Genomic DNA, 10,808 nt, shown 5'->3' on the forward strand with positions numbered 1-10,808 from the left:
CTCATGAGCTCCCGTTCATCCACCGATACCGGCCCCGGGGCGACGCGCCCGCGGCAGATCCTGCTGCTGGGCGGCACTACCGAGGCTGCGGCGCTGGAACCGCTGCTGGACGGCCACCCGCGGCTGCACGCCACCGTGTCGCTGGCCGGACGCACGCGCAGGCCCGCACCCTCGCGACTGCCGCGGCGCACGGGCGGCTTCGGCGGCGCCGAGGGCCTCGCCGCCTGGCTGCGCGACCACGCCATCGACGCCGTGGTGGACGCCACCCACCCGTTCGCGCGGCAGATGTCGGCCAATGCCGTCGCCGCCACGCGCCACGCCGGCGTACCCCTGGCCCGGCTGACCCGGCCGCCGTGGCAGGCCGGCCCCGGGGATCACTGGCTGCGCGTGCCCGACCTGGAGGCCGCCGCCCGCGCGCTCCCCGGCCTCGGCCGGCGCGTGCTCATCACCACCGGGCGCCAGCACCTGGAGGCCTTCGCGGCCACGCCCGAGCTGGACTACGTGATCCGCACCATCGACCCGCCGGAACCGCCGCCGGCGCTGCCCCGGGTCACCTGGCTGCGGGCCCGCGGCCCGTTCAGCCTGGCCGACGAGCACCGGCTGCTGGAGACCCACGCCATCGACGTGCTGGTCACCAAGGACAGCGGCGGCGAGGCCACCGCCCCCAAGCTGCAGGCCGCGCGCGAACGCGGCATCCCGGTGGTGATGGTGGACCGGCCGCCGGACGCCCCCGGGGTGCCCCGCTTCCACGCCCCGCAGGCGGCCCTGGAGTGGCTGGAAGACCTCCCGCGCGTTCACTGCGACTCCGCCGACTCGACATAGCGCGGGGTGTACACGTGGCGCCGGCCGGAGGGGCGTTCCAGCACCCGGGTGGAGGCAGCACCGACGATCACCAGCGTGCTCATGTTGGCCGCCGCCGGATCCACCTCGCCGAGGGTGGCGACCCGCAGCTCCTCCCGCTCGCCGCGGCCCACCGCGGTGGCCAGCACCACCAGGGTGTCCGGGCCCTGGACCTCGCGCACGATGTCCAGCGCCGCACCCAGCTGCCACGGTCGCGCGCGCGAGATCGGGTTGTAGAAGGCCATGGCGAAGTCGGCCTCGGCCGCCAGCCGCACCCGGCGCCGGATCAGCGACCACGGCTTGAGATTGTCCGACAGCGAGATCGCGCAGAAATCGTTGCCCAGCGGCGCCCCCAGCCGCGCCGCGGCCGCCTGCATCGCCGACACCCCGGGCAGCACCTCCACCGCCACCGCATCCCAGCGGCCCGGCTGCGCGCCCTCCAGGGCCTCGAACACCGCCGCGGCCATCGCGAACACCCCGGGGTCACCCCCGGAGACCACTCCCACGTCGCGCCCCTCGGCGGCCATGTCCAGCGCATGCGCCGCGCGCGCCAGTTCCTCGCGGTTGTCGGAGGCATGCACGCGGTGATGTGCTCCGGCCACGCGCTCCAGATACGGCCCGTAGCCGACCAGATCGGTGGCATCGGCGAGCAGCGCGGTCACCTCCGGCGTGATCCATTCGGGGCCGGCCGGGCCGACCCCGACCACGGTCAGACGCCCGCTCATCGCCGCACCCCCTCGCCGTGGATCACGATCAGGGAGAAATACGGCGCTTCCCCGGGCGTCTCCTCGAGCGCCTCGACCAGCGGCCGCACCCGTTCCTCGTCGAAGCTCGCGCGTTCGATGTACCAGGCGCGCGCGGTCAGCCCCAGGCGCTCCAGCACGCGGCGGATCTTCGGCAGCTGCTTGCCGAGCTTCATGATCACCGCAGCCTGCGCGGGCGCGAGCGCCGCCTCCAGTTCCGCCTCCGGCAGCGTCCCCGGCACCACGCTCAGGGTGTCGTCGCGCATCACCAGCGGCGCCGGCAGTTGCGCCGCCGCGGCGATCGGCGAGATCACCCCGGGCACCACCTCGCTGCGGAAGCGCTCGCGCAGGCGCAGATGCACGTGCATGAACGAACCGTAGAAATACGGATCACCCTCGTTGAGCACGCAGACCGAACGGCCGGCCTCCAGATGCACCGCCAGGCGTTCGGCGCACTGGTCGAAGAACGCCTCGATGCGGCTGCGGTAGCTCTCCTCCTGGTGGGCGATCTCGTTGGTCACCGGATACTCCAGCGCCTCCTCGATCTGCCCGGGACCGATATGCGCATCCGCGATGCGCCGCGCCTGCCCGGTGGTCCCGCGCTTGCAGAAATACGCCACCACCGGCGCCTCGGCGATGCGCCGCGCGGCGCGGAAGGTCATCAGTTCGGGGTCCCCCGGACCGGTGCCGACCCCGCAGAGCACCCCGGGTTCGATCGTTCCGGGGGCGATCGTTCCGGGCCCGCTCGTCTCCGCCGCACTCATGCCGGCTCCCTCCCCAGGCCGTTGACCGCCCCGGCAGTGATCGCGCTGCCGCCGCGGCGCCCGGCCACGGTCAGGTATTCCAGCCCGAACGGGTTGTCCGCCAGCGCCTGCTTGCTCTCCACCGCGCCGACAAACCCCACCGGGATGCCGATCACCGCCGCCGGGCGCGGCGCGCCGTCGCGCAGCATCTCCAGCAGGCGGAACAGCGCGGTGGGCGCATTGCCGATGGCCACCACCGCGCCGGCCAGCTCGGGGCGCCACAGCTCCATCGCCGCGGCGCTGCGGGTGTTGTCCAGTTCGCGCGCCAGCTCCGGCACGCGCGCATCGCGCAGGGTGCAGCGCACCGGGTTGTCCGCCGGCAGGCGCGCGCGGGTGATGCCGTGGGCCACCATCTCGCTGTCGCACAGCACCGGGGCGCCGGCCTCCAGCGCCTGACGGAGCGCACTGCCGACACCCGGCGAGAAGCGGATGTCCTGCGCCAGATCGGGCATGCCGCAGCTGTGGATCATGCGTTCCACCGCCGCCACCAGATCCGCCGGGAAGCGCTCCAGGTCCGCCTCGGCGCGGATGATCGCGAACGACTCCGCATAGATCGCCTTCCCGTCGCGCTCGTAGCGCCAGGCCTCAGTCTCCGTCACGTTCGTCCTCCTCGCACAGCGCCGCGTCCACCGCGGCATTCCAGGCCTCGGGCCCGATCCGTTCCAGCATGGTCTGCAACTCCTCTCCAGCATTGCGTTGACGGGCGAACGCCCGCTCCAGCGCCGCGATCCGGGCGCGCGCCTGCGCCGGGGCCAGCCCGCTCCATTCAAGGGCCGCACCGGGCCGCGAGCGCAGCACCACGGCATGGCCGTCCGGCCGCGCGATCCACTCGACCACCCCGCCATCCGTCCGCGGCGGCGCCGCGCAGCGCTTGTCGCAGGCGGATACCTGCAGCCGCACCCCGCTCGCGGCCAGGGCCGGCATGCGCTGCACCAGCGCGGCCGCCTCGCTGCGCGCGGCGATGTGCGCCGAGGCGCAGCCCGGGTGCCCGACACAGGCATCCGCCGCCAGGCGCCGGTCGGCCGGCTCGGTCACCGCACCCAGTTCCCGCAGCAGTGGCTGCAGCTCCGGGACGGCCTCCGCGGCCACGCCGGTCACCAGCAGCGCCCGCCACGGCGTCAGGCGCAGGCCGCCGCCGCGCCGCTCCAGCCACGCGGCCAGACTCTCCAGCCGGTCGGCCTCGATCACGCCGAACGGGAAGACCGCCCCCACCCAGGCCCCGCCGGCCGCCGCGCCGAGCCAGTCCCCGACGCGCACCGGCGTGTCGGCGTTGGCGACCGCCCCTGGCGTCTCCCTCTCCGCGCCCGGCAGGCGCAGCGCCTCGCTTCCGGGCATGCCCACCGCGTCACGCAGCCGCCCCGGCGGCGGATCCAGCGCGGCGCGCTGCGCGAGGAACGCGCACAGGGTGCGCACCACCGCCGCCGGGGCGTGCTGCGCCGACACCTCGCCGAGCGGGGTCGCCGTGGCCGCGGTGCCTCCGGCCGCCAGGCGGAAACGAGGCCCCGCGCCGGCGAGCGGGTCCAGACGCAGATCCGCCGGCACCCCGCGCAGCGAGGCACGCCCGCCACCGTCGACCACCACACCCACCTTGGCCGGCAGATCCCGCAGCGCGGGCGCGTCGACGATCGCGGCGCTCACCGCGCGCGCCAGCGCCAGCACCTCCACCGCCTCCGGGTCGAGGTCCGGCACCGGCGCCGCCAGCACGTTGCGCCGCGCCTCGCGCTCCGCCTGCGCATCCACCAGTCCGGTGGGGGCCAGGGCCGCGCGCGCCGCGTCCAGGTCGCCGGCCGCCACGCCGCGCAGCTGCAGGTTGCCGCGCAGGGTCAGTTCCAGTTCGCCGTTGCCCAAACGCCGCGCGGTGTCCGCCAGCACCCGCGCCGCAGCCGCCCCCAGCCCCCCGATCGGGTGGCGCAGGCGCAGCAGATAGCCGTCCCCGGTGGCCATCGGCGCCGCCACCCCGGGGCAGGCCCCGCGCACTCGCGGCGGCTGCGGCGCCGCCGGACGGTTCATGAGCGCAGCCTCCGGCTGTGGGCCAGCAGATACCAGGCCCCGCCCGCCACGATCACACAGGCGGCGGCCAGTACCGCGAAGGTCGTGGTCCAGGCGACCGCGCTGACCCCCAGCAGGCCGTGGCGGAAGCCCTCGATCACGTAATAGAGCGGGTTCAGCTGCGCGATCCCCTGCCACGGATCGGCCAGGCGCTCCACCGGATAGAACAGCCCGCCGAGATAGATCAGCGGGGTCAGCACGAAGGTGCTGATCACCGAGGTATGGTCGAAGCTGCGCGCGTACAGGCCGTTGATCAGGCCCGCCAGCGAGAACAGCACCGCGGTGAGAAGCGCGATCCCCAGCACCGCCCCGGCGTGGTGCAGCTGCAGATCGCTGAACGGCAGCGCCACCGCCAGCACCAGCGCCCCGGCCAGCAGCCCGCGCAGTACCCCGGCGGTGGCAAACCCGGCCACCACCAGCCACGCCGGCATCGGCGCCACCAGGATCTCCTCGATGTGGCGCTGCAGGCGCGCGCCGAACAGCGCGAGGCTGCTGTTGCCGTAGGCGTTGGTGACCACCGCCAGCATCACCAGGCCCGGCAGGATGAAGTCGGCGTAGGACACGCCGCCCAGGGTGCCGATCTCGCGCCCCACCAGATGCCCCAGCACCGCGAGAAACAGCACCGCGGTCACCAGCGACGGCAGCAGGTTCTGCACCCAGCCGCGCAGGAAGCGGCGCACCTGCTTCACCACCAGCCCGCGCCAGGCGTACCAGTACAGCGCGGCGTTGTGCAGCGGGCTCATGCCGCGCCCTCCCCGCCGCGCTCGCGCAGCAGTTCGAGAAAGCGGGTCTCCAGCCGATTGCCCTTCTCGCGCAGCCCGGCGATGCGTACCCCGGCGGCGGTCAGTTCGGCGAACACCGGGTTCAGCTCGGTGCCCCGCGGCACGTCCACCTCCAGGGTGTGCGCATCCACCGGACGCAGGGTGCCGGCGGACAGCGCGAGCTCCCCGGGCCGCGCCAGCGGCTCGACCAGCTCCACCACCAGGGTCTGGAAGCGCAGCCCGCGCAGCAGCTCGCCGGTGCCGCCGCGGGCGATGATGCGCCCGCCATCGATGATGGCCAGCTCGCGGCACAGGCGCTCGGCCTCCTCCAGGTAATGCGTGGTCAGCAGGATGGTCACGCCATCCGCGTTCAGTTCCTGCAGCAGGGTCCAGAGGTCGTGGCGGGCCTCCAGGTCGACGCCGGCGGTGGGTTCGTCCAGCACCAGCAGGCGCGGCTGGTGCACCAGCGCGCGCGCCAGCAGCAGGCGCCGCTTGAAGCCCCCGGACAGCCCCCAGGCGGTCTGCCGGCGGCGGTCGGCCAGCCCCAGGCGCTCGCACAGTTCGTCGGTGCGGCGGCGCGCCTGGCGCGGCGACAGTCCGTAGTAGGCGCCCTGGGTCTCGATAATCTCGCCCACCGGCTCGAAGCTGTTGAAATTGACCTCCTGCGGCACCAGACCGACCAGACGCCGCGCCGCCACCGGCTCGCGCGCGACATCGTGGCCGAAGATCCGCACCGTGCCGCGCTCCAGGCGCAGCAGCGAGGTCAGCAGCCCGATCAGGGTGGTCTTGCCGGCGCCATTCGGCCCCAGCAGGCCGAAGAACGCCCCCGGGTCGACGTGCAGGCTGACCCCGTCCAGGCCGACCCGGCCACCGCGATAGCGCTTGGCGAGGTCGTCGATGGCGATGGCCGGGGCGCTCATCGCGTCACCTCCGGGGCATCCGCGCCGTCACCGGCCGTCCCCACCACCCGGCCCTGGCGATCCACCGCGACCACCTCCAGCGTGGTGTCGGGCAGCTGATAGCTGCGCGCCTGCTCCAGGGCCAGCGCCGCGATGCGGTCCCCCAGTGCCACGCCGGCCTCCTGACAGACGGCGAGGGCCTCGATGCTGGTGTTGCAGCCGCGGATCCGCCGCGCCAGCGCGGCATCCGCCCCGGCGGCCTCGGCGGTGGCGGCGATGAAATCCAGGTCGATCGCGCTGCTGCGGCTGTGGGTATCCGGGTGCCCGGCGGCGAACTTGCCCAGCTTGGCGAAGCCCGCCACCAGCGCGACGCGCGGCAGCGGCTGGCGCCGCAGGTACTTGAGCGCCGCGCCGAAGAAATCGCCCATCTCCACCAGCCCCATCTCGTCCAGCCCGTAGCGCTCGCTCGCGGTGCGTTCGCTGGTGCCGCCGGTGCAGCAGGCGACCTGCCGCAGGCCGTTGGCCCGCGCCACGTCGATGGCCTGGTGGATGGAGGCGATGTAGGCGGAACAGGAGAAGGGCCGCACGATGCCGGTGGTGCCGAGGATGGAGATGCCGCCGAGGATGCCGAGGCGCGGATTCATGGTGCGCCGGGCGATGCGCTCGCCGCCATCCACGCCGAGCGTGACCCGGAACCCGCCCGCATGGCCCAGCTCGCGGGCCAGGCGTTCGAGGTGGTCGGTGATCATCCGGCGCGGCACCGGGTTGATCGCCGGCTCTCCCGGCGGCAGCACCAGGCCGCTGCGGGTCACCGTGCCCACCCCGGGTCCGGCGACGAAGGTCACCCCCGCGTCCGGCCGCGGCTCCACCCGCGCGCGGATCCGGGCGCCGTGGGTGGCATCGGGATCATCGCCGGCGTCCTTGATGACGGCCGCCTCGGCACCGCCCGGAACCCGCTCCAGCGACGCCAGCGCCAGGCTGACCACCTGGCCACGCGGCAGCACCACCTCCTGGCTCGTGGTGGCGCCGCCGCCCAGCGCCAGCCGCGCCGCCCCCAGGGCCGCCGCGGTCGCGCTGGTGCCGGTGGTCAGGCCGGTGCGCAGCGGCGCGGTGCCGTCGCGGCTCTCCGCGCGCATCGCTCCGGGTTGCGCGCCCGGCTCGGGTACGGGCTCAACCATGGATCCCGTCAACCGCGCCGAGGTCCATCGCGGGCGCCCCGGAAGCATCGCCGGTCAGCCGGGCGCGTTCGCCCACCACGTCGCCCACGATCAGCAGGCTGGGCGACTCCAGCGCCAGCGCCGCGGTGCGCCCGGGCAGGTCCCCCAGGGTGCCGGCGACCACGCGCTGCCCCGGCCGGGTCCCGTGCTCGATGATGGCGGCGGGCCGCGTGGCCGGGGCGCCGGCGGCGACCAGCCCGGCACAGATCTCCGCCAGCGGGTTCAGCCCCATGTAGATCACCACCGTCTGCCGCGGAGCGGCCAGCGCCTCCCAGTCCAGCTCGGTACTGCCGTTGCGCCGGTGCGCGGTCACGAACTGGCAGCGATGGGCATGATCGCGGTGGGTCAGCGGGATGCCGGCAAACGCCGCGCAGCCGCCGGCCGCGCTGATGCCGGGGATGACCCGCACCGGGATGCCGGCCGCCGCCAGTGCCGCCGCCTCCTCGCCACCACGGCCGAAGACATACGGATCTCCGCCCTTCAGCCGCACTACGTAACGCCCCTCGCGGGCGCGTTCGATCATCAGCGCGTTCAGCTCCTCCTGGCGCAGGCTGTGGTTGGAGCGCGCCTTGCCCACGTAGCAGCGTTCGGCCTGCGGACTGGCCATCGCGAGGATCGCCTCGGGGATCAGGCGGTCGTGCAGCAACACCTCGGCGTCGCGCAGCGCCGCGGCCGCGTCCAGCGTCAGCAGCCCGGGATCACCCGGCCCGGCGCCGACCAGATCCACACGGCCGGCGGCCGGCGAGTTGTCCGTGAACGCCCGACTCATGACGCGAACAGGGCCGCGGCCGCCTCCGGGTTGGAGGGGAACCAGGCGTGCAGGTAGGTGGCGGTCAGCCGGCCGTCGCGGTAGACCGCCTCGCCGGTGGAACCCGCCCCGCGGGCACGGGTGCAGTGCGCGACGGGTTCCAGTCCGACCTCGGCCCGGGTGTGGTGGAAGGTGTGGCCGCGCAGCTCGCCCTCCGGCAGCGGCGCCGCCTGCAGCCCGAGGCCCTGCAGCTTGTCCTCCAGACGCGCATGCCCCGGCAGCAGGCCGGCCATGGGCGCGGCGTGGCCGTCGCGGTCCGCCAGCTCTTCCAGCAGGTAGAGGAAGCCGCCACACTCGGCCAGGATCGGCCGGCCGGCCGCGTGATGCGCGGCCAGATCCGCCTTCAGGCCGGTGTTGGCCGCCAGTGCCTCCAGGTGCAGCTCGGGATAGCCGCCCGGCAGCCACACCGCATCCACCTGGGGCAGGCGATCGCCGGCCACCGGGGAGAAGAACTCCAGCCGCGCGCCCTGCGCACGCAGGAACTCGAGGTTGCCCGGATAGGTGAAGGCGAACGCCGCGTCGCGGGCGATGCCGATGCGCAGTCCGTCCAGCCGCGGGGCCCGTTCGCTCCCGGAGTGCGAGTCGGACTCCGCACCGGCGTCCGCTTCGGGGGCGAACGCCACCGGGGCCGGCAACTCGGTCACCCCGGCCTCGGCGATCGCCTGCGCGGCGGCCTCCAGACGGGCGTCCAGGTCGGCGACCTCGCCGGCCTGCACCAGCCCGAGGTGGCGGTCGGGCACGCTCAGGGCCTCATTGCGCTGGATCGCGCCAAAGAAATGCACGCTGTCCGGCGTGGCATCGCGCAGCATGCGCCCGTGTCCCGGGCTGCCGGTGCGGTTGGCGATCACCCCGGCCAGCGGCATCTCCGGGCGCCAGGTCGCCAGCCCGTGCACGATGGCGCCGAAGGTCTGGGCCATGCCGCCGGCATCCACCAGCGCCAGCACCGGCAAGCCGAAGGCGACCGCCAGGTCCGCGCCGGAGGGGTCGCCGTCGAACAGGCCCATGGAGCCCTCGACCAGGATCAGGTCGGCATCCTGCGCGGCGGCATGCAGCTTCGCCCGGCAGGCCGCCTCGCCCACCATCCACAGATGCAGCGGGTCCACCGGATGCCCGGAGGCCTGCTCCAGGATCATCGGATCGAGGAAATCCGGGCCGGTCTTGAACACCCGCACCCGGCGCCCCTGGTTGCGGTGGTAACGCGCGATCGCGGCGGTGACCGTGGTCTTGCCCTGCCCCGAGGCCGGCGCCGCCACGAACGCCGCCGGACAGCTCACCGTCACAGCTCGATGCCCTTCTGCGCCTTGATGCCGGCCTGGAAGGCGTGCTTGACGACCTGCAGTTCGGTCACCGTGTCGGCTGCGTCGATCAGGCCCTGCGGGGCCGCGCGGCCGGTGGTGATCACGTGCTGCATCTCAGGGCGCGCGGTAAGGTCCCGCACCACCTCGTCGACATCCAGATAGCCGTACTTCAGCGCGATGTGCAGCTCGTCCAGCAGCACCAGGTCGATGGCCGGATCGGTCAGCATGTCGCGGGCGTGGGCCCAGGCCTCGCGCGCGGCCTCGCCGTCCTTCTCGCGATCCTGGGTCTCCCAGGTGTAGCCCTCGCCCATCACGTGGTACTGCACGTTGTCCTGGCGCTTGAAGAAGGCCTCCTCGCCGGTGGCGAAACGGCCCTTGATGAACTGCACGATGCCCACCTGCATGTCGTGGCCCAGCGCGCGCGCCGCCATCCCGAAACCGGAGGAGCTCTTGCCCTTGCCGTTGCCGGTCAGCACCAGGAACACGCCGCGTTCCTCCTGCGCCTCGGCGATCTTGCGGTCCACCACTTCCTTCTTGCGCGCCATGCGCTCGGCGTGGCGGCGCGCGCGTTCGTCCTGATCACTCATGGTCCTGTTCCTCGATTGGGTTTGCGGCCATTGGGCGGCCGGCTCGGGTGTACTCAGTCGCCACCCTCGATCAACAGCATGCGGCCGGTCTCCGGGTCGCGGTAGACCTGGCCCATGGATTCGAAACCGGAGCCGGCCTCGCCGGCGCCGTCGGGCAGTTCGGGAACCTCCTCGCCGGCCTCGACGTCCACGCCGCCGGCTTCCTGCTGTTCCAGTCCGTCGTCGGCGGCCACCAGGGCCACGATCAGGCCGACCGCGAACACCAGCATGATGTCCGCGAGGTTAGCCAGCGGCCCCATGGGTTCCTCGTCCGGCGCGTCGAACCGGCTGGCGCGGTAGTGCGGGACCCTCATGCGGCCTCCATGCGTTCCATCGCGCCGTCATACCAGCGCCGGCGCAGGCGGCCGAGCAGGAAGCCGAGGATACCGATCAGCAGCCCCAGGACCGTGGTGTTGAAGGCCACGGTCACCGCCTGCGCCAGTACGTCGAGTTCGCCCCGGCCCATGGCCGCCAGCCCCGGTCCCAGCGGGATCAGCGTCCCCATCAGCCCCAGCATCGGGCCGATACGCGCCAGGAGGTCGGCACGGTCGATGCGCCGCCGCGCCAGGAACGCCAGGCGCTCGGCATTGCCGCTGGTCTCCAGGCGCCGCACCCCGCCGGTGCGCTCGCCCACGGCCTGTCCCAGCTCCCAGACGGCCACCGCGACCAGCACCAGCAGGCCGATGATCACCGGCTCCAGCAGCCAGCTCACCACCGTGTCCATCAGTTCCATCGTGATCGAGAACGACATTCGCGTTACCTCA

General features: G+C 73.8%; 13 protein-coding genes. 1 reads left to right on the forward strand and 12 read right to left on the reverse strand.

Annotation, left to right across the window (positions count from 1 at the left end):
• The first annotated feature begins 3 nt into the window (after positions 1 to 3).
• The gene (locus tag C998_RS0107335; RefSeq protein ID WP_018870212.1) at positions 4 to 822 is read left to right on the forward strand and encodes a cobalt-precorrin-6A reductase; all 819 of its coding nucleotides are present in this window, start codon (positions 4 to 6) and stop codon (positions 820 to 822) included.
• Here C998_RS0107335 and cobJ read toward each other — a convergent pair.
• The 12 genes from cobJ to C998_RS0107395 are packed head-to-tail and all read right to left on the reverse strand — an operon-like array spanning position 795 to position 10,795.
• Positions 795 to 1,565 carry a precorrin-3B C(17)-methyltransferase gene (gene cobJ / locus C998_RS0107340; RefSeq protein ID WP_018870213.1) on the reverse strand — a complete coding sequence of 257 codons (771 nt, stop codon included), beginning with the start codon at positions 1,563 to 1,565 and terminating at the stop codon, positions 795 to 797. The two genes, C998_RS0107335 and cobJ, sit on opposite strands and share 28 nt — an antisense overlap.
• On the reverse strand, positions 1,562 to 2,347 hold the full coding sequence (locus C998_RS0107345) for a precorrin-2 C(20)-methyltransferase (RefSeq protein WP_018870214.1): 786 nt from the start codon (positions 2,345 to 2,347) through the stop codon (positions 1,562 to 1,564). Before C998_RS0107345 ends, cobJ begins: the two co-directional genes overlap by 4 nt.
• On the reverse strand, positions 2,344 to 2,985 hold the full coding sequence (locus C998_RS0107350) for a precorrin-8X methylmutase (RefSeq protein ID WP_018870215.1): 642 nt from the start codon (positions 2,983 to 2,985) through the stop codon (positions 2,344 to 2,346). The genes C998_RS0107345 and C998_RS0107350 overlap by 4 nt, the downstream gene beginning before the upstream one ends.
• The gene (gene cobG / locus C998_RS0107355) at positions 2,972 to 4,396 is read right to left on the reverse strand and encodes a precorrin-3B synthase (protein WP_018870216.1); all 1,425 of its coding nucleotides are present in this window, start codon (positions 4,394 to 4,396) and stop codon (positions 2,972 to 2,974) included. The genes C998_RS0107350 and cobG overlap by 14 nt, the downstream gene beginning before the upstream one ends.
• A complete protein-coding gene (locus C998_RS0107360) occupies positions 4,393 to 5,178 on the reverse strand; it encodes an ABC transporter permease (protein ID WP_018870217.1) in 786 nt (261 codons plus the stop codon). The genes cobG and C998_RS0107360 overlap by 4 nt, the downstream gene beginning before the upstream one ends.
• Positions 5,175 to 6,116 (reverse strand): ABC transporter ATP-binding protein, encoded by a 942-nt coding sequence (locus tag C998_RS0107365; protein WP_018870218.1) that lies wholly within the window; start codon positions 6,114 to 6,116, stop codon positions 5,175 to 5,177. Before C998_RS0107365 ends, C998_RS0107360 begins: the two co-directional genes overlap by 4 nt.
• On the reverse strand, positions 6,113 to 7,231 hold the full coding sequence (locus C998_RS0107370) for a cobalt-precorrin-5B (C(1))-methyltransferase (protein ID WP_018870219.1): 1,119 nt from the start codon (positions 7,229 to 7,231) through the stop codon (positions 6,113 to 6,115). Before C998_RS0107370 ends, C998_RS0107365 begins: the two co-directional genes overlap by 4 nt.
• Before the next feature lie 34 nt (positions 7,232 to 7,265).
• Positions 7,266 to 8,081, reverse strand: a complete 816-nt coding sequence (gene cobA / locus C998_RS0107375; RefSeq protein ID WP_018870220.1) for a uroporphyrinogen-III C-methyltransferase — start codon at positions 8,079 to 8,081, stop codon at positions 7,266 to 7,268.
• Positions 8,078 to 9,400 (reverse strand): cobyrinate a,c-diamide synthase, encoded by a 1,323-nt coding sequence (locus tag C998_RS0107380; RefSeq protein ID WP_018870221.1) that lies wholly within the window; start codon positions 9,398 to 9,400, stop codon positions 8,078 to 8,080. The genes cobA and C998_RS0107380 overlap by 4 nt, the downstream gene beginning before the upstream one ends.
• The gene (cobO, locus tag C998_RS0107385; protein ID WP_018870222.1) at positions 9,397 to 10,005 is read right to left on the reverse strand and encodes a cob(I)yrinic acid a,c-diamide adenosyltransferase; all 609 of its coding nucleotides are present in this window, start codon (positions 10,003 to 10,005) and stop codon (positions 9,397 to 9,399) included. The genes C998_RS0107380 and cobO overlap by 4 nt, the downstream gene beginning before the upstream one ends.
• A gap of 53 nt (positions 10,006 to 10,058) precedes the next feature.
• Entirely contained in the window at positions 10,059 to 10,358 is a 300-nt protein-coding gene (locus C998_RS0107390) for a DUF2149 domain-containing protein (RefSeq protein WP_018870223.1), read from the reverse strand.
• Entirely contained in the window at positions 10,355 to 10,795 is a 441-nt protein-coding gene (locus C998_RS0107395) for a MotA/TolQ/ExbB proton channel family protein (protein WP_018870224.1), read from the reverse strand. The genes C998_RS0107390 and C998_RS0107395 overlap by 4 nt, the downstream gene beginning before the upstream one ends.
• Positions 10,796 to 10,808: the final 13 nt, after the last annotated feature.

The organism is Thioalkalivibrio sp. ALgr3, assembly GCF_000377325.1.
GTDB lineage: Bacteria > Pseudomonadota > Gammaproteobacteria > Ectothiorhodospirales > Ectothiorhodospiraceae > Thioalkalivibrio.